General features: G+C 36.6%; 20 protein-coding genes. 6 read left to right on the top strand and 14 right to left on the bottom strand.

What is annotated here, in order from left to right; translation table 11 throughout:
- The first annotated feature begins 33 nt into the window (after window positions 1–33).
- On the top strand, window positions 34–456 hold the full coding sequence (locus tag LC418_RS01970) for a hypothetical protein (protein ID WP_223557913.1): 423 nt from the start codon (window positions 34–36) through the stop codon (window positions 454–456).
- A gap of 189 nt (window positions 457–645) precedes the next feature.
- Window positions 646–1,767, top strand: a complete 1,122-nt coding sequence (locus LC418_RS01965; protein WP_223557912.1) for a hypothetical protein — start codon at window positions 646–648, stop codon at window positions 1,765–1,767.
- Here the strand turns inward: LC418_RS01965 and LC418_RS01960 are convergent.
- Genes LC418_RS01960 through LC418_RS01945 form a run of 4 tightly spaced genes read right to left on the bottom strand, consistent with a single transcriptional unit; the run spans window position 1,757 to window position 4,519 of the window.
- The gene (locus LC418_RS01960) at window positions 1,757–2,728 is read right to left on the bottom strand and encodes a glycosyltransferase family 9 protein (RefSeq protein ID WP_223557911.1); all 972 of its coding nucleotides are present in this window, start codon (window positions 2,726–2,728) and stop codon (window positions 1,757–1,759) included. The two genes, LC418_RS01965 and LC418_RS01960, sit on opposite strands and share 11 nt — an antisense overlap.
- A 2-nt stretch (window positions 2,729–2,730) precedes the next feature.
- Window positions 2,731–3,150, bottom strand: coding sequence for a SufE family protein (locus tag LC418_RS01955; protein ID WP_111954023.1), 420 nt, complete (start codon window positions 3,148–3,150; stop codon window positions 2,731–2,733).
- Between the two features lie 50 nt (window positions 3,151–3,200).
- A complete protein-coding gene (locus LC418_RS01950; protein ID WP_223557910.1) occupies window positions 3,201–4,295 on the bottom strand; it encodes a glycosyltransferase in 1,095 nt (364 codons plus the stop codon).
- Window positions 4,295–4,519, bottom strand: a complete 225-nt coding sequence (locus LC418_RS01945; protein ID WP_111954019.1) for a uroporphyrinogen decarboxylase — start codon at window positions 4,517–4,519, stop codon at window positions 4,295–4,297. The genes LC418_RS01950 and LC418_RS01945 overlap by 1 nt, the downstream gene beginning before the upstream one ends.
- Window positions 4,520–4,671: 152 nt before the next feature.
- Here LC418_RS01945 and LC418_RS01940 point away from each other — a divergent pair, with 152 nt between their 5' ends.
- Entirely contained in the window at window positions 4,672–7,200 is a 2,529-nt protein-coding gene (locus tag LC418_RS01940; protein ID WP_111954396.1) for an ATP-dependent Clp protease ATP-binding subunit, read from the top strand.
- Window positions 7,201–7,492: 292 nt separating this feature from the next.
- Here the strand turns inward: LC418_RS01940 and LC418_RS01935 are convergent, their stop codons facing one another.
- The gene (locus LC418_RS01935) at window positions 7,493–8,020 is read right to left on the bottom strand and encodes a hypothetical protein (RefSeq protein ID WP_111954017.1); all 528 of its coding nucleotides are present in this window, start codon (window positions 8,018–8,020) and stop codon (window positions 7,493–7,495) included.
- Window positions 8,021–8,137: 117 nt separating this feature from the next.
- Between LC418_RS01935 and mnmA the strand changes: the two genes are divergently transcribed.
- Window positions 8,138–9,325, top strand: coding sequence for a tRNA 2-thiouridine(34) synthase MnmA (gene mnmA, locus LC418_RS01930; RefSeq protein ID WP_223557909.1), 1,188 nt, complete (start codon window positions 8,138–8,140; stop codon window positions 9,323–9,325).
- 81 nt (window positions 9,326–9,406) lie between these two features.
- A complete protein-coding gene (locus tag LC418_RS01925; RefSeq protein WP_111954013.1) occupies window positions 9,407–9,613 on the top strand; it encodes a hypothetical protein in 207 nt (68 codons plus the stop codon).
- A gap of 94 nt (window positions 9,614–9,707) precedes the next feature.
- Here LC418_RS01925 and LC418_RS01920 read toward each other — a convergent pair whose 3' ends face one another.
- The 3 genes from LC418_RS01920 to LC418_RS01910 are packed head-to-tail and all read right to left on the bottom strand — an operon-like array spanning window position 9,708 to window position 11,629.
- Window positions 9,708–10,508 carry a hypothetical protein gene (locus LC418_RS01920; protein ID WP_223557908.1) on the bottom strand — a complete coding sequence of 267 codons (801 nt, stop codon included), beginning with the start codon at window positions 10,506–10,508 and terminating at the stop codon, window positions 9,708–9,710.
- Window positions 10,509–10,518: 10 nt separating this feature from the next.
- On the bottom strand, window positions 10,519–10,875 hold the full coding sequence (locus LC418_RS01915; RefSeq protein ID WP_223557907.1) for a hypothetical protein: 357 nt from the start codon (window positions 10,873–10,875) through the stop codon (window positions 10,519–10,521).
- Window positions 10,876–10,888: 13 nt separating this feature from the next.
- On the bottom strand, window positions 10,889–11,629 hold the full coding sequence (locus LC418_RS01910) for a glycine-rich domain-containing protein (protein ID WP_223557906.1): 741 nt from the start codon (window positions 11,627–11,629) through the stop codon (window positions 10,889–10,891).
- 148 nt (window positions 11,630–11,777) lie between these two features.
- Here LC418_RS01910 and LC418_RS01905 point away from each other — a divergent pair, with 148 nt between their 5' ends.
- On the top strand, window positions 11,778–12,674 hold the full coding sequence (locus LC418_RS01905; RefSeq protein ID WP_223557905.1) for a hypothetical protein: 897 nt from the start codon (window positions 11,778–11,780) through the stop codon (window positions 12,672–12,674).
- A gap of 172 nt (window positions 12,675–12,846) precedes the next feature.
- Here LC418_RS01905 and LC418_RS01900 read toward each other — a convergent pair whose 3' ends face one another.
- The 6 genes from LC418_RS01900 to LC418_RS01875 form a co-directional block, all read right to left on the bottom strand.
- Window positions 12,847–13,590, bottom strand: a complete 744-nt coding sequence (locus LC418_RS01900) for a LytR/AlgR family response regulator transcription factor (RefSeq protein ID WP_111954003.1) — start codon at window positions 13,588–13,590, stop codon at window positions 12,847–12,849.
- A 56-nt stretch (window positions 13,591–13,646) separates the two neighbouring features.
- Window positions 13,647–13,922, bottom strand: a complete 276-nt coding sequence (locus LC418_RS01895; RefSeq protein WP_223557904.1) for a 2TM domain-containing protein — start codon at window positions 13,920–13,922, stop codon at window positions 13,647–13,649.
- 24 nt (window positions 13,923–13,946) lie between these two features.
- Complete coding sequence (locus LC418_RS01890; RefSeq protein WP_111953999.1) at window positions 13,947–14,243, bottom strand: 2TM domain-containing protein; 297 nt, start codon at window positions 14,241–14,243, stop codon at window positions 13,947–13,949.
- Window positions 14,244–14,464: 221 nt separating this feature from the next.
- Complete coding sequence (locus LC418_RS01885) at window positions 14,465–15,034, bottom strand: methyltransferase family protein (RefSeq protein ID WP_223557903.1); 570 nt, start codon at window positions 15,032–15,034, stop codon at window positions 14,465–14,467.
- Between the two features lie 53 nt (window positions 15,035–15,087).
- Window positions 15,088–15,390, bottom strand: coding sequence for a 2TM domain-containing protein (locus LC418_RS01880; protein ID WP_111953995.1), 303 nt, complete (start codon window positions 15,388–15,390; stop codon window positions 15,088–15,090).
- Window positions 15,374–16,708: a 2TM domain-containing protein gene (locus LC418_RS01875; protein ID WP_223557902.1), complete on the bottom strand. Its 1,335-nt coding sequence runs from the start codon at window positions 16,706–16,708 to the stop codon at window positions 15,374–15,376. The genes LC418_RS01880 and LC418_RS01875 overlap by 17 nt, the downstream gene beginning before the upstream one ends.
- Between the last annotated feature and the right edge of the window lie 37 nt (window positions 16,709–16,745).

Genomic DNA, 16,745 nt, shown 5'->3' with positions numbered 1-16,745 from the left:
CACCTAATTCAGGTGGTTTTTTATTTACCAACTATGAAACCAAGAATACCATTTAGAATTGGATATCAGTACGACAACTGGGAATTAAACCTAATGAGTATTGCAGACAGCATACCTGATAATGCTTATTGTAGCTATTTATGGATAGGAAGTGAAATAAAGAAGTTTCTAAACTTTACACCTCATAGAACAGAATTAATATTCTTTTGGGATATATTGGAAGTTGTAACACTAGAATTTGACAAGAAATCAGAACATTACTATAACAGAATAAATAAGGCTTTATCAGATAGGGCAACAAGAATAAACCTTGAAATCCTACCTGATGGCATGATTATACACAAGTTTATAACCAGAAAGGTAGTTTATTGGAATATCTATTTTCCTGTTAGTAGAGAAATTAGACTAATTTACTTCTCCACTACATTTCCATATTTGAGAATACTTATAGAGTAAAAAAGGCATACTTTTAGGCATACCCTCATTAAGACAAACCTGTAAAACATTACATATCAACCTTTAAGCTAAAACAACTCGAATCCCTCAGGGCCCACAAAATCTCTCAATGTATTGGGAGATTTTTTTGTTTAAAAACATTCGGGATATTCTTACCTTTGTGATCTTACAGCCATAAATTCACTTTTTTTGAAGGAACTCCATCTTATATCATTCAATTATCCATATCCTCCCTCCTACGGCGGTATTATTGATGTTTATTATAAGATTAAAGCATTGGCCGGATTAGGCATAAAGATACACCTCCACTGTTTTGTTGATGATATTCCGGAAATTATTGATCAAGAGATAGAAAGCATTACAGAAAATGTTTTCTTTTACAAAAAGAAGAAAAATCCCTTCCATTATCTTTCGTCGGTACCCTTTGCGGCGGCAATAAGAACTTCTGATGCTCTTTTTGAAAATCTTATGAGGGTAGAGGCTCCAGTATTGTTTGAAGGGCTGCAAACCACTCAAATTATCCGTAGATTAAAAAGTAAAGGTTACAAATTCTACCTGAGGTTCCACAATAATGAATCTGAGTATTACAAAGGGCTCTCCTCTTCAGAAAAAAATATTTTTAAAAAGATCATTTACAAAATAGAATCTTTAAAATTTGTTGATTATCAGAAAAAGCTTTTAAAGGAATTTGAAAGTGTATTCTGTCTTTCCGGGAAAGAATTTAATGAAGTAAATTCATATTCAAAAAACGCCCGTCTTATTCATATTTTTCATGGCAACAAATCTGTAAGGCAATTGAACGGAAAGGGTGATTATTTTCTTTTTCATGGTGACCTGAGTATATCTGACAACAAAAAGGCATTGGAAGAAACCATCAGGATGTTTAAAGCCCTTCCTCAGCACAGGCTTGTAGTAGCATCCGACCGCGCCAGTGATGATGTGAGAAAGAAAATCAATAACATTAGAAATATAAGCATTGTCCCAATCGAAACAAGTGAGAATCTTCGTCACCTTTTTGAAAACGCCCATACTAACGTTCTTCTCTCCTATCAGAATTCCGGTACGAAGGTGAAATTGTTTAATGCATTATACAACAGTAGATTCGTTATTATCAATCAGAATATCACAGATGATCCTGCCCTGATGAGTTTATGCCGTTTAGGTGCTACTTCGGATGAAATCCGCCAACGGATAATTGAAACAGCAGCTGAAAATTATAATGAAAATGAAATCAGAGGTAAGGTTCTGGAAAAGAACTATTCTGATGATGCTAAGGCCGCAGAAATGAGTAAAATAATTTTTAAGAATTGACTGCCTCTACTATTTTCTGGATGTTAAGCTCTTCAAGACAGGCCCAGTCGCCACGGTAACATTCTTTATCTCCAAACACAGAACAGGGTCTGCAGGTAAGATCTTTTACCTGGACCACATCATTTTCACTCTGTCCGAAGCCTAAAAATCCCGCATACGGGTGTGTCGCCCCCCAAACGGAAATACATCTCGTTCCCATAAGGCTGGCAAGATGCATATTGGCGGAATCCATGGAAATCATCAGCTCCAGTTCAGAAATTTTCTGAAGCTCTTCTGAAAGACTTAGTTTCCCTGAAAGACTTTTGGTGTTCGGAATTTCACTTTCCCATTTTTCAAGGGTTTCCGTTTCTTTTTTGCCACCGCCAAAGAAATATATGGTTTGCTTTTTTGAAAGGATTTTTGCCAGTTCGTATGATTTTTCCAAAGGAAGCATTTTTCCTCTGTGCTGTGCAAAAGGAGCCAAACCAATTCCTGATTTTTGTACCGATGCCGGTCTAAGCTTATGGGAAAGCTCTACTTTAAACCCCATCGCGCGGAAAACATCTGCATAACGCTCGACGGTCTTTTTTAGCTGAACTTTATTTAAATTCCATACATCTGTAAGCTCTTCTTTTTCTTCTTTTCCTTTGTTTATTTTAAAAACTTTAAATCCTTTTCTTCTGTAGATCCTATCAAGAATTTTGGTTCTTATCACATCATGAAGATTGCCTATAAAGTCAGGATTGAATTCTTTAATGAGCTCATTGGCCAGCCTTCTTAATCCAAAGATGCCTTTATAGTCATCAAGGTTAATTCCTTTAAATGTAACATTCGGAATATCAGTAAATAAGCTTTCAAAATTTTTTCTGGAAACCATGATAATTTCTACGTCAGGATTCTGTTCCAGAAACTCCCGGAATACCGGCGCCGTCATCGCGACATCGCCAAAAGCAGAAAAACGATATGCTAGAATTCTGGTCACTGCTACGATTTTAGCTGATAAGCAACTGCGTAAAATTTGATCTGCTTGGTCATCGCCATTAGTCCATTTGCTCTGGACGGCGAGAGAAATTCCTGAAGCCCGATCTCTGAAATGAATTCAAAATCAGAATCTAAAATTTCCTGAGTGGTATGGCCGCTATAAATGCTTACCAAAAGAGAAACAATTCCTTTCGGAAGAATTCCGTCGGAGTCTGCATCGAAAAAAAGCTTACCATCTTTAAATTCAGCATCAATCCATACCTTACTCTGGCATCCTTTGATTAGATTATCATCCGTTTTGCGGTCTTCAGGAAGTCCTTTTAATTCTTTTCCGAGATCAATAATATACTCGTACTTTTGCTCCCAGTCATCAAGAAACGCAAACTCTTCAATGATTTCCTGCTGTTTTTCTTTAATGGTCATTTTATTTAACAAATTTTTAATGCAAAGATACCATTTTTTATAAAGATTATTTATTCTGACGCTTTTTCAAAAACTTTCAACAGTTTTATTTCTTCATTTTCCCAGCAGAATACCTTAGAAGCCTTTTCAAGTTCATCCTGATAGCTTTCCCTTCCGTTATCAAGGATTTTCTGTACTGCAGCAGCAATATTTTCAGGCTGGTGGTCTTTAATAATTTCTCCCACATCAAACTGATTTTTGATATTCTGCATTTCGGGAAGGTTAGATAATACCAATGGAACATGGGATTGAATACAGTCTAAAACTTTATTCGGAAGAGAGTAAAAGTAGCTTTCGCCCCCATTTTCTTCGATACTCATCCCTACATCGGCTGTTACCGTTATTTTTCTCAGATCTTCCGGTTTTAATTTTCCTAAAAACTGAACTTTATGATCAAGCTTTTCTCTACTAACCAGAGCTTGGTATTCTTTTTTTCTCGGGCCGTCCCCTGCTATTTTAAAAACAACACCGTCAAGATGATGCATCGCCAGAATCGCTTTATCGATACCCCGAAAGGGATTAATGGATCCCTGGTATAAAAATATTTTAGGATTATTTTCAGGAATTTCCATTGTAAAATCCTGCCGTCTGGGTGCATTTTGAATGACCACAGGATCGGCACCATACTTTTTTTGGAACCATTTTGCATAGCTTCCACTGGCCGTAATCATAAATTTAAGCTTGGGAATGACTTTCTTTTCCAGATATCTCCAGATTTTTTGTGACATTTTGCCCTGAATTGCAGGCATTTCTGAAAAAATTTCATGGCTATCAAAAACCAATGGGATATTTAATTTTTTAGCAATAAGATAATTTGACAGCAGTGCGTCAACGTCGTTGGCATAAAGAATTGTATTATGATCTGATTTTTTCTTTAGCTGATGATACAGTTTCCAGTTAAATTCGAAGTAAGCCGTTTTTAAACTTGTGGAAGATAAATGTATCCTTGAAAACGGATAAGGCCGCTCCATTTGTTCTGCTCCATTCCAGTCATTCCCTATCAGTTCCATCTGGTAACCGTTCTCATGTAAAGTCCTGCATACTTTTTCTATTCGCTGATCTGTATACAGACTACTGAAAGCAGAGATAATTATCTTTTTCTTCATTACTTTTTGTTTCCGGCCAGTAAATGATAAACCTGAATAAAGCAGATCAGTCCATTGGGGATAATAACCGGCCAGAGCATTCCATTGAAGATACCATAAATGACAAAGCAGATACAGCCTATCATATTGACTATTCTGATTTTTCTTACATCTTTTAATATAAAACTCAATACTATAAAAATGGATGCAGAATAACCAATATATGTAGTAATTTCAGGATTCATGGGGAATTTTTAAAGGATAACAAACTTAATCATTTTCAATAAGATAATAAAATTTTTTCTGCCATAAAGTCATTAATTGATTTTTGGTAAAATATTTGTAATTTAGATAATGAATAAATGGCACCGCTGCCATTATTCTAATGAGATATATTATGGATTATAAGTTTTCACAAGGTTTGAGCCAAGTGTTCAAACAAAGCAAGAGCGAAGCGAAAAGGCTCAAAAGTGAATTTCTTAATACAGAACATCTACTTTTAGGTATTATAAAAACAGAAAACTCTGCAAAAGAAATCCTTCAAAACCTTAATGCGGATTTAACACAAATCAGAAGAAAAATTGAAACTCTAAATACAGCAAGTCTTAATCCTATTTCTGAGGAGGTTACTAATATTTCTTTCACTAAGATGGCAGATCATGCGATCAAACGTGCTGAACTGGAATGCAGACAATATAAAAGCAATGAAATTAATACCGTTCATCTGCTTTTAGGCATTCTTTACAAATATGAGGACCCTACTTCGAATATCCTGGGAGCTTACGACATCGATTATGAAGGAGTTTCAAGAGAATACCAGACTATGCTTAAAAATTCCGGACAGGCACCACAAATGAGTGCTTATGACGATGATGATGACCGAGAGGAATTTGAGCAGATGAGAAAGCCTTCAGGAAATTTAGGCTCTGCAAAAAGTAAAACCCCTACATTGGATAACTTTGGTAGAGACTTAACTTCTTTGGCTAGAGATGGAAAATTGGACCCGGTAATCGGGCGTGAAAAAGAAATTGAGCGTGTTTCTCAGATCTTATCGCGTAGAAAGAAAAACAATCCGCTTCTTATCGGGGAGCCGGGTGTTGGTAAATCTGCGATTGCGGAAGGGTTAGCTTTAAGAATTCAACAGAAAAAGGTTTCCAGGGTTCTTTACGGAAAACGTGTCATCACTTTGGATCTGGCAAGTTTAGTGGCCGGAACAAAATACCGTGGCCAGTTTGAAGAAAGAATGAAGGCGATCATGACCGAACTGGAAAAAAACAGAGATGTCATCCTATTTATTGATGAGCTTCACACTATTGTTGGTGCAGGAAGCTCTACAGGAAGTTTAGATGCATCGAATATGTTTAAACCAGCTTTGGCAAGAGGTGAAATTCAATGCATCGGGGCTACAACTCTGGATGAGTACCGTCAGTATATTGAGAAAGACGGGGCCTTGGAAAGAAGATTCCAGAAGGTAATGGTAGAGCCTACTTCCATTGACGAAACCATTCAGATCCTGAATCAGATTAAAGATAAATATGAAGAGCACCATAATGTAGTATATACTCCGGAGGCTATTCTGGCGTGTGTCAATTTGACATCACGATATATTACAGACCGTTTCTTACCGGACAAGGCTATTGATGCCATGGATGAAGCAGGTTCACGTGTTTATATTAAAAACATGAAAGTTCCGACCGAAATCATTGATTTTGAAAAGAAAATCGAGGATATTAAAGAAATGAAGCAGAAAGCAGTTAAGGCTCAGGATTATCTTGAGGCCAGAAAGCTTAAAGATGAAGAGGAACGTCTTCAGATGGAACTGAATGCGGCTCAGGAGAAGTGGGATAAGGATGTAAAAGAGAAAAAAGAAACCGTAACGGAAGAAAATGTAGCCGAAGTGGTTTCTATGATGAGTGGTGTTCCGGTAACGAAAGTCGGCAAAAATGAGCTTGATAAATTAGCTCAGATGGATGAGAAACTGAACGGAAAAGTGATTGGTCAGGAAGACGCTGTGAAGAAAGTTGTGAAAGCAATTCAAAGAAACAGAGCCGGACTTAAAGATCCGAACCGTCCTATCGGTACTTTTATTTTCCTTGGTACCACCGGGGTTGGTAAAACCGAGCTTGCTAAAGTAATGGCAAGAGAGCTTTTCGAGTCTGACGAATCTCTGATCCGAATTGACATGAGTGAGTACATGGAAAAATTTGCAGTTTCAAGATTGGTTGGTGCGCCTCCGGGATACGTTGGATATGAAGAAGGTGGACAATTAACGGAAGCGGTAAGAAGAAAACCTTATGCTGTGGTTCTTCTGGATGAGATTGAAAAAGCTCACCCGGATGTATTCAATATCCTGTTGCAGATTCTGGACGAAGGTCACGTGACCGATAGTTTAGGCAGAAAAATCGATTTTAGAAATACAATCATTATCCTTACTTCAAATATCGGAACAAGAGATCTTAAAGATTTCGGAGATGGTGTAGGATTCGGAACTTCAGCTAAAAAAACAAGTACAGATTCAAGAGCAAGAAGTACGATTGAAAATGCACTTAAGAAAGCATTTGCTCCGGAATTCTTAAATAGAATTGATGACATTGTGATCTTCAACTCTCTTGTACAGGATGATATTAAACGAATTATCGATATCGAGCTTAATAAATTATATGGCAGACTTGAAAAATTAGGCTATAAAGTTGAGTTAACTGAAGAAGCGAAAGACTTTATCTCTGAAAAAGGATGGGATAAAGACTTTGGAGCAAGACCATTGAAACGTGCCATCCAGAAATATATTGAAGATTTATTGGCAGAAATGCTGGTAAACAAGCAATTATCTGAAGGTGAAACGGTGATCCTGGATCTTAATGATACAAAAGATGCATTAATCGGGAAAGCTCCTAAAGCAAAAAAGACAACTGAAAAGTCTTCTTAATCTTAATAGAAGTAATGTAATTATATTGAAAAGCACCGGAAAAATCCGGTGCTTTTCGTTTTTATATCTTTTGGCTAAAGCCTTTTCATATATGTGTAAAAATTAAGCAGGCTAAAGTCCCACAGATTTCACGGATTTTCACAGATATTTTCGAAAGTATTACTTTAATAATATCAACAAATAAAGTACTTAAAGAGCATACATTTTGATAGCCATTAGGCATGATCTGTGAAAATCCGTGAAATCTGTGGTTAGAAAATATTGTGAAAAACAATTCTTATAAAAACAAAGATTAGAGCCCTACTACAAACCCAATACTTGGGACAAGACCGCTAGAGAAAACACTTGAATTCTCTTTCCACAGTACATTATACATTACCCCGAGCTGCATAAAAGAATTCCCGCCTATTCTCTGCATATAACCACCACCCAGATACAGGGCAGTTTCCTGTTCGTTCACTTTATAATCATAAAACTTATCTTTATAGTTGATGAAGTACTGCTGAAGATTGGCTCCTACATAAAAGGACCTGGCAAAATAATAATTGGCAAAAGGACCCACCCCAAACATCGTAGATTTGTAATAATCGGAGGTTTGCCATGAAACACTTCCTACCACTCCAGCCTCAAGATCATCGGTAAGCCTGTATCCCACTCTGGGAGAAGCCTGAAGATAAAATGAGCTGTTGCTTCCAAAACCCAGCCCTATTCCTCCACCGAAAGTCCAGCGGTTAGTTTCTGCGACAGGTGCGCTGGTGGTAATCTGGGAAAATACCGATCCTGAAATCATCAGCATTATGGGAATAATAATTTTTTTCATATTAATATCGTTTTTATCAATGTTTAAAATTATGGTTTTTTTGCGAATTTTTTTAATTGTATTTTTGCCGGGTCAAACTAAGGACTCCCGTTAAGAGTTCCGTAAAATTGAAATAAAATGAAAGTAGTCGTAGGATTATCTGGAGGTGTAGACTCCAGTGTTACAGCATATTTGCTGCAGCAGCAAGGTCATGAAGTTGTGGCTTTGTTTATGAGAAACTGGAATGATGCTTCGGTAACGCTGGAGGATGAATGCCCGTGGATTGAAGACAGTAATGATGCCCTGATGGTCGCTCAGAAATTGGGAATTCCTTTCCAGGTCATCGATATGAGCGAGCTTTACAAAGAGCGAATCGTAGATTATATGTTCGATGAATACCAGAAAGGAAGAACTCCGAATCCGGATGTTCTGTGCAACAGAGAAGTAAAATTTGATGTTTTTATGAAGACGGCTATGTCTTTGGGTGCCGATAAGGTGGCAACAGGACATTATGCTCAGGTGAATTCCACTTTTGATGAAAATGGAAAGGAAATCTTCCATCTTTTAGCCGGAAAAGATAATAATAAAGACCAGTCTTATTTCCTGTGCCAGCTAAGCCAGGATCAACTATCAAAAGCGTTGTTCCCTATCGGAGAGCTCACAAAGCCGGAAGTAAGGGAAATTGCCAAAGAAATCGGGCTTGTAACTGCCGACAAAAAGGACTCTCAGGGATTATGCTTTATCGGAAAGGTAAGCCTTCCCCAGTTTTTACAGCAGCAGCTGGTTCCCAAAGAAGGGGAAATTGTAGAAATTTTCAAAGATTCACCTTTATTTTCAGTGGAAAAACCTGAATTTTCTTCAAAAGAAGAAGAACTGGAATTTTTGTCCAGAAAAATCGATTATAAACAATCCGACGGAAAAGTGATCGGAAAGCATCAGGGTGCTCAATTTTTCACGATTGGACAAAGCAAAGGGCTTGGTATCGGCGGACATAAAGAAAGCTGTTTTATCCTCTCCAGAGACATGGAAAACAATATTATTTTTGTGGGCGAAGGTCACAGTTCTCCGGGACTGCACAAAAAAGCGTTAAAAATTGACAATTCGGAGATGCATTGGGTTCGTGAGGATATGAAGCTTGGAAATGGAGAATCTATGGAAGTAATGGCAAGATTCAGATACAGGCAATCGCTACAGAAAGCCATTTTGTATCAGTTTGAAAATGCAGCTTATATCGAATTTGAAGAACCTCAGTCAGCGATTGCAGAGGGACAGTTTGCAGCCTGGTATATTGGTGAGGAGCTGATTGGAAGCGGTGTAATTGCATAACGAAAAGTTTTTTGAAAATTTTCTGTAACGAATTTTGAGTTGTTAGACTTACTCAGTAAATAACAATAAAAAAATATCATTATGAAAACGACTTCAAAAATCCAGTATGCTTTTGTGAATCAAATTTTAATCGCTGTTGTAGGTGCTGTTTTTGGTTTTAATCTTTATCAGGCTATTGTACATCAGGAAACTACCAGTATTGCGTTAACGCTTATTTTTGCTGTAGTAACTTCGGTTATAGTCCGCAGATATAACAACGCAGCGGGAAAGGAGAAACAGAAAAATTAAATCATCTTAATTGATATCAATAAAACCCCGAAGCACTTTGTTTTGGGGTTATTTTTTGTCTTTCCCGAGCTTGATCAGCCAAATACACATCGATCTAAAGCAAATAATCTTCAACAAAATAGTAAGTTATTTTACGTTCCACATCATTCATCGTAAAATTGATTTCTTTTTCAAAATTATCTCCGTAGAAATTCATAAAAAGGGGTTCTCTTGTTTTTAAACTGGAGATTACATTATATTTTGTCCTGAAAAAAACATCATAAGAATAGATCAGCTGGCTGGAATCCAGTTTCGTATCGGTAGAAAAATCACTTAATCTTAGATGTATCATTCCTGAAAAAGGTTTCGTTTCAAGAATACGAAGGACTTTCATAAACGGAATATTGATGTTTTCAGAATCTTTAGCTCTGTATTTTTCAATTGTTTTGAGAAAATTATCTTTTAAAGAGGATTCCACGTCTATTTTCAGGTCGATTTTTATTTCTGTTTTCCCGCCTGCGGTATTGAAAATCCGGATGATAAAATCTTCGGATCCTTTCCCCTGGATAATTTCAATGTCTGCCACATCAAATGATTTTTCTTCTGCATATTTTCCATACCTCGGATACAAAATCATGTTTTTTACGAGCATAAATAAAACGGCAACGCTTACGAAGGATACTCCACCAATAGGAATAAACGTCGCCATAAAATAGAGAAAAGAGCCCAAAGTCTCTTTTTCATCATCCAAAAACGGATTATAATCAAACAGGATTATTTTGATTCCCAATACAAAAAGGAGTATGGTCAGGATAATAAACAAAACCGGTTCCCATCCTACGGCATGCCCCTGCTTCTGCAAAGGAATATTTTTGTATAATATGTTTTTCTCAACTTCCGTGAATTTTCTGGTCATGATATTGTTTTTAAATCTGCTTATGTTTGTTATTGGATGATAAACCTGGCTGACACAGCAAGATAATTCCTTCGACAATCAATATCATAACAAGATATCCGACCGGTTTTCCTATGATTAATCCTTTTATCAGTTTTACAATGCCCAGCAAAAGAATTAGAATCATAAAGTAAAGTGTTGTCTTTGAGCTGTTTTCTTTAAAAGATTTGATAATCATTACTGAAGCATAAAAACCCAGCACAAGCATCAAATAAAACTTCAGAAATTCAGGACCTTTTATTGAGATCGGATTACAGGTCTGCTGTGTAAGAATAAGCCAGATCATGCTTATCATTACCGGGACTGAGTAGAGCAGTATTCTTTTCATAGCTATTGTTTTTTTAACCGCCACATCCGCCACAACCTCCTCCGCATCCGCCGCCACAACCGCCACCGCCACCATAACTGGAGCCGCCGCTGCAGCCTGAACTTCCATCGGAATTGCTGCTGACATTTTTATCCTGCTCTTTATTGATATTTCCTCCGAAAATCCATGAAATAAACCCCATGAAAACGAAGAAGCCAATGATCCATGAAATAGTAACGATCACCCCTGCAAAGATACCTCCGGAGCAGGAATACACCGGAAATAAGAGGCAGCCCAACGCAAGGAGTTTAAGTCCCTTTTTCCAGAATGTCTTCTGATCATTTTTCTTTATCTGACCTGTCCAGATATCTTCCGGTGCCTCCTGCTGAAAGATTTCCTTATAATGATGCAAAGTGTCATGATGCCAGTCCTGGTGTTTCTTTTTCTCAGAAATTCCTCCTTTAGAAGGATGATGATGAAGTTTTTTCTTTAAAATATTCGGGCAGAAATCTTCCCAATAATTCTGGGTATAAATCAGGTGCATATGCCATACCTTATCTACCGTTTCGCTTGGAGAAGCTCCATTGGGAAGGATACAGCAGAGATAAACAAATTTTTTATACTCCTGAATGGCTTTTTGGGTAAAGTCTAAGGTCCATCGTTCTTCTTTGGCCAGTTTTTTCGAAAAAGGGGAATCAGCATCCGAAGCATCTAATGAAAAACTCTGGATCCTGCTCCAAAGGGTTTCGTCTTTTAATAACATTGTTGTTTCCATTGTGTTAACTTTTGTTTTTCTACTCAAATATCATTTGATTTTAGAATATAAAAGTCTTTCAAAAAACTTATTCTGATGTATAAAAATCTTATATTAGTCTTATAATTTGAACCTTATTTAAAACGGTATTATTTTAAAGAGTGAACTGATGAAAAAAGAAGATATTCTGCATCTTGAAAAATTAATGAATTTTTTAAGCCTTCATTTTTTAAAGAAGAATCATTGGGAAGATGTGACGAAAACCGAATGGTCGTACATCAGTTCGGAACTTAATGACCTCATCATCAGTGATCATTCTGAAAAAGAAATCAAAAAAGAACCTGATCTCCTAGGCTCCAACTACCTCTATGAACATTTGATTATCAACAAATTAAAGAAATACCAGCAAAACAACAATGCAGTTCTGAGCAGGCCAAACCTTAGTAAATTAAGTCAAATTGTTACCGTTTTAGGCTATTCCAATTATATTGATTTCATTAATTCCAACACGGAGGCATTCAATTTCAATGATCTCAGGATCGATATGAATAATGTGAATCAGAATATGGCTCTTTTGGATCGCCTGGTTGGTTGCTGGTATTCTTACAACAGAAACCTTCCTGAGAATCCTCTTCAGGCCCGGGAAGAGCGGATTTGGCGTTCTGCGATGGAGATCTACAAGTCTGAAACCACGGGCGAATATTTCATCGAAAGAAGCGGCGGAGATCACCATAAGTATTTCGGAAAAGTAACGGCCTACTCCGATTATGTATTCATCATCATGAACAGCAATACATTCATCCGCCAGCGACACTTTATCTCAAGGATAAAAGATATCAAGGAAAAGCTCAAAAATCCAGAATATAAGCTCCATGAGGTTCATTTTATAAGTACATGTATCAGTTTTAACCAAGAGCCGATAGCCCTGTTTGAGATATTTCAGAAAGCAGACAGAAAGACTTTCATTTCCGATTCCATCAGCTTTCCAATTGACAGTGATGAGATCCCCGAATCTATTATAAAACAGCTTGAAGATACTGAATCTAACAGGATAGATTACAGGTAGTTGCAGTGCGTTTGAGAGTTTGAGGGTTTTAGTGTAAGGAGAGTTCAGGTTTTCGGTTCAAAGTTTAAGGGATTGGGGTTGGGTTTAAAGTTAAAATACCCAGTTCTAGCCTTAACCTTATTCTCAGTCTGAAATCTAATGTCTGATGTCTGAAATCTAGCTTCTAATCAGTCTACCTCACCAGCCATTCCTTAAAATCCTTCACCCTGTCTCTGCTGACCGTGATTTCTTCCTGTGGCTGAAACTCCATGTCAACTTTGTAGTACGGGGATGTATGAATGTTTTTTATATAGTCTGAATTGATGATAAACTGTCTGTTGACACGGAAAAATTTCTTTTCATCCAGAATATCTTCCAGCTCATCCAATGTGAAATCTGAAGGATAAGCACGTTCTTCAGTCTGAAGGTAAACGATTTTATTTTCACTAAAAAAGCAGCTTATTTCCTGAGTCTGAACTATCTTCAGATTATATCCTATTTTCACCAATATCCTTGAAAGAGTAGATTTCTCTTTCCTGATCAACTGTTTGATATCCTCAGAACCGGTTGTATTGCTGGCCGGAATAAATGATTTAAACTTCTCTACTGCTCCTGAAAGATCTTCTTCCAGAATAGGCTTTAAAAGATAGTCAATACTGTTCAGTTTAAATGCTTTCAAAGTATACTGATCAAAAGCCGTCGTATAAATGATAAATGCTTTTGTAGGCATTTTTTCAAAAATATCGAAAGATAAGCCGTCACCAAGAACAATATCTGAAAAAATAAGCTGCGGATGTTCATTTTCAGAAAACCAGGCAACTCCCTCTTCTACCGATTCTATTTTGCCAACGATCTCTATTTCAGGAAAATTACCCAGCATTCTTTCCAGTTTCCGCGAAGCCGGTTTTTCGTCTTCAATAATGACAGTCTTAATCATTGAGCTATAGTTTTTAGTTTAAATCGGGAATAAAATTAGAGAAAAAAATGCACAGCTTAAAAGTGTATGCTCTTTTTGTTTTTCTTCAGCTCTTTTTCCATGATATCTCTTTCCCATTCATCATCTAAAAGGAAGAGCTTTACAGCTTTTACTGTTAAGATAATTCCCCAGATCAACAGAATAACAGATCCGTCGAATAAAGAAAAATCGAATTTTCCATTTTCAAAAACATCGTTAAAAAATATAATTCCAGCTACTATTCCAAACCAAAGAAGGCTTTTATAAAACTTTTTCAATTGAGTAACTCTTTCGTATGCGTTATCGTAATTCATGATCGTTAAAAATATGTGGTTAAATTATAATGTTTTTATGTTTTTCGCGTCCTGCTCCATCAATTCTCTGATCTTTTTTTCTTCCCATTCTTTCCCTATTCCGAAAACATTCACAGCATGGGCTGAAATTCCGATTCCCCATCCCAGCATTGGCCAATAGAACCATAAATGATCCGGAGATGTAAGCAAATTCAGCGCAATAAGGAAAGGAATAACCAAACAGTATGAGGTAAGATTTCCGTAGAATCCTTTCAGTTCTTTTACTCTTTTTTCTGCTTTTTTGTAAGCCAGTGTTTCTTTTGTGTATCCTAATGTTTCCATAATTTTTATTTTAAAAGTAATTTGTTTTTTGTTGAATCAAAGGTAGCTCAGAAACAGAGCTCTAATCAATTTTATATGACTGAGTCGTAGGATTTGCTTTCTGAATCGTAAAAAGATTGGTTGGACTGTAAATTTTGTTTCTTTGGATGTAAACCTTTCTTCTTTTCTTCCACACATTCCACAGATATTGCAGATGATTATGTTTAAAATAAAAAGGGAAATCAGTAAATAAAAGGAATGAGCTTTTTGGTCTCCTTCCGGTATTCCAAATATTCTTCTCCGAACTGTTCTACAAGAGCTTCTTCTTCAATTTTTATACGGTAAGCAAAAGCAATAAATGGTGGCAGAAAAGCCAGGAGTAAAGAAACCCAATTATTAAGATAAATACCTAATCCTAAAGAAGTTAACAAAGAGAATGCATACGACGGATGCCTCAAGTATTTGTAAAAACCCTCTTTCTTTATCTTATGGTCTTGTTTTATTGTAACATCTACCGTAAAATATTTCCCTAAAGATCTGATGATTATAAACCTAAAAACAATTCCTATCAGAATACAAGCTTCACCCGCATATAAGATCCAGGTACCTCCCGTCATTGGGAATTTTGTCATATAAGATACTGCTACTGAAGCTGCAATGGAAAACGGAATGGCCATCCATAAAATATTCAGGGTGGACTTATCTTTGTCTTTCTTATCTTCTTTGCCGGATTTCAGCATATTTTTATAGAGGATCTCTGTAAGAAACCAGGCAACCATTGAGATTGGGAACAAAACTTGGAGTAAATGCATATTTTTAAATTAAGATTAAAAAATAAGTTTAAAACTTCATTTACAGAACTCTTTCAGTTCTTCTTTTTCTCCATCAGCTTCCGGATTTTCTTTTCCTCCCAATTTTTAACGAAGCTTATATTGGGCAAAAAGGTGATAATAGCATGAGCCACCAGTCCAATTCCCCAGAAAGTCGCCGTAAAGAAGTTTTTGAACTGGAAATAACTCTCTCCGTGTTCTAAATGCTTAATATTATACACTACAATCATAGCATTTACTGCGATATACGAGAATAAATGTCCATAAAATCCCCTTAATCTTTCAACCTGCCTTTTAGCCTGCTGATACCGGATATCATTTTCATCGTACGTTTCCATTATTTCTATTTTTTTGCTTATCCATAATCTCCCGGATTTTCTTTTCTTTCCAGGATTCTCCGACTCCAAACACCCGAAATGCGTGGGAAACGATACCAATTCCCCACCCCAGCATGGGAAAATAAAACCAAAGGTTTTTCGGAGAAGTCATAAAGTTGATAATCACTAAAAACGGAATCACAGTGCAATAGGAAATTAAATTGGCATAAAAGCTTTTGAGTTCTTTTACCCGTTTTCTGGCCTTCTCATAAGATCCGTTCTCATCTTCCGTTTTTACACTGATTGTATTTGGTTTATTGGACAGTATCGGAACTTTTACTTTAAAATAATCTTCTGACTTTTCAATGAAAACGTTCCTTTTGGTAAGCAGTGCATACCGCTGAACGATATTCGCTAACCCGATTCCGGCACTTTCTTTCATCTGCTCTCTTGCCTGGAGATTATTTTCTATGCATAAGGTATCATTATCCGAAAATATTTTAATAACCAAAGGTTTTGAAGAGGTCGCAAAATTGTGTTTGATGCAGTTTTCCAGCAAAAGCTGAAGTGAAAGCGGAACAACATATCTTCTGTAATCTTCTTTTTTAACATCAAAAATAAAATCTACGCTGTTTTCAAACCTTGTTTTTAAAAGATCGCAGTAGGTTTTTGCGAATTCGATCTCATCTTCTACCGTTACCAGTTCTTTGTCTTTCTGTTCCAGCACATAGCGGTAAATCTTTGACATTGAGGCCGTAAACTTTTGTGCCTGAGCCGGATTTTCATCGATCAGGGAGCTCAGAACATTTAAAGAATTAAAAAGAAAATGTGGGTCCAGCTGGTTTTTCAGGCTTTCAAACTGCGCATTGGCAGACTTTGCGATGAGCTTCTGTTCCACGACCTCTTTTTTGGATGTTTTCTTAAGCTCCTCCATGAAGCTTTTTGCATGCAGAAAGGCAGAAATAAGAAGCGCAATATTGATCATAAACCAATTTGTAGTGGAATATTCTTTTGAAAAAAAGGTTTCTGTTGTTGCCACTTTCTGGATCTCAACATAATTGATATAATTGCAGAAATAAACCAGAATAAAATTACCGGCAATGATAGAAACTACACTTAAGGCTGTTCTTATTCCGGTTGTTTCAGACCATGGAAACTTTTTATTGAGAAAGTCATTGATAAAAGCGTTTCCACATCCCAAAACAAAGGAGTACATGGTAGAGATCAACAGCGTAATCAAAAAATTGTGAAAACTCTTCTCTTTTGTAAAAAATAAGAAGAAAAATAGCGCTGTTCCCAACGATACCCAAAGTAAGATTATAAATCCTTTACGTTTCATGATCCGTTTTCTTGGCTCAAAATTAGTCTTTAATAAA

The organism is Chryseobacterium lathyri (genome assembly GCF_019970085.1).
GTDB classification, from domain to species: Bacteria; Bacteroidota; Bacteroidia; order Flavobacteriales; family Weeksellaceae; genus Chryseobacterium; species Chryseobacterium lathyri.
This window is presented reverse-complemented; position numbering and strand designations above follow the sequence as displayed.

Bases quoted from the DNA above. Each gene is read 5' to 3' on its own strand.
- LC418_RS01970 (WP_223557913.1), top strand. From the start codon at position 34: ATGAAACCAAGAATACCATTTAGAATTGGATATCAGTACGACAACTGG.
- LC418_RS01955 (WP_111954023.1), bottom strand. From the start codon at position 3,150: ATGACCATTAAAGAAAAACAGCAGGAAATCATTGAAGAGTTTGCGTTT.
- LC418_RS01950 (WP_223557910.1), bottom strand. From the start codon at position 4,295: ATGAAGAAAAAGATAATTATCTCTGCTTTCAGTAGTCTGTATACAGAT.
- LC418_RS01945 (WP_111954019.1), bottom strand. From the start codon at position 4,519: ATGAATCCTGAAATTACTACATATATTGGTTATTCTGCATCCATTTTT.
- LC418_RS01940 (WP_111954396.1), top strand. From the start codon at position 4,672: ATGGATTATAAGTTTTCACAAGGTTTGAGCCAAGTGTTCAAACAAAGC.
- LC418_RS01935 (WP_111954017.1), bottom strand. From the start codon at position 8,020: ATGAAAAAAATTATTATTCCCATAATGCTGATGATTTCAGGATCGGTA.
- mnmA (WP_223557909.1), top strand. From the start codon at position 8,138: ATGAAAGTAGTCGTAGGATTATCTGGAGGTGTAGACTCCAGTGTTACA.
- LC418_RS01925 (WP_111954013.1), top strand. From the start codon at position 9,407: ATGAAAACGACTTCAAAAATCCAGTATGCTTTTGTGAATCAAATTTTA.
- LC418_RS01920 (WP_223557908.1), bottom strand. From the start codon at position 10,508: ATGACCAGAAAATTCACGGAAGTTGAGAAAAACATATTATACAAAAAT.
- LC418_RS01915 (WP_223557907.1), bottom strand. From the start codon at position 10,875: ATGAAAAGAATACTGCTCTACTCAGTCCCGGTAATGATAAGCATGATC.
- LC418_RS01910 (WP_223557906.1), bottom strand. From the start codon at position 11,629: ATGGAAACAACAATGTTATTAAAAGACGAAACCCTTTGGAGCAGGATC.
- LC418_RS01905 (WP_223557905.1), top strand. From the start codon at position 11,778: ATGAAAAAAGAAGATATTCTGCATCTTGAAAAATTAATGAATTTTTTA.
- LC418_RS01900 (WP_111954003.1), bottom strand. From the start codon at position 13,590: ATGATTAAGACTGTCATTATTGAAGACGAAAAACCGGCTTCGCGGAAA.
- LC418_RS01895 (WP_223557904.1), bottom strand. From the start codon at position 13,922: ATGAATTACGATAACGCATACGAAAGAGTTACTCAATTGAAAAAGTTT.
- LC418_RS01890 (WP_111953999.1), bottom strand. From the start codon at position 14,243: ATGGAAACATTAGGATACACAAAAGAAACACTGGCTTACAAAAAAGCA.
- LC418_RS01885 (WP_223557903.1), bottom strand. From the start codon at position 15,034: ATGCATTTACTCCAAGTTTTGTTCCCAATCTCAATGGTTGCCTGGTTT.
- LC418_RS01880 (WP_111953995.1), bottom strand. From the start codon at position 15,390: ATGGAAACGTACGATGAAAATGATATCCGGTATCAGCAGGCTAAAAGG.
- LC418_RS01875 (WP_223557902.1), bottom strand. From the start codon at position 16,708: ATGAAACGTAAAGGATTTATAATCTTACTTTGGGTATCGTTGGGAACA.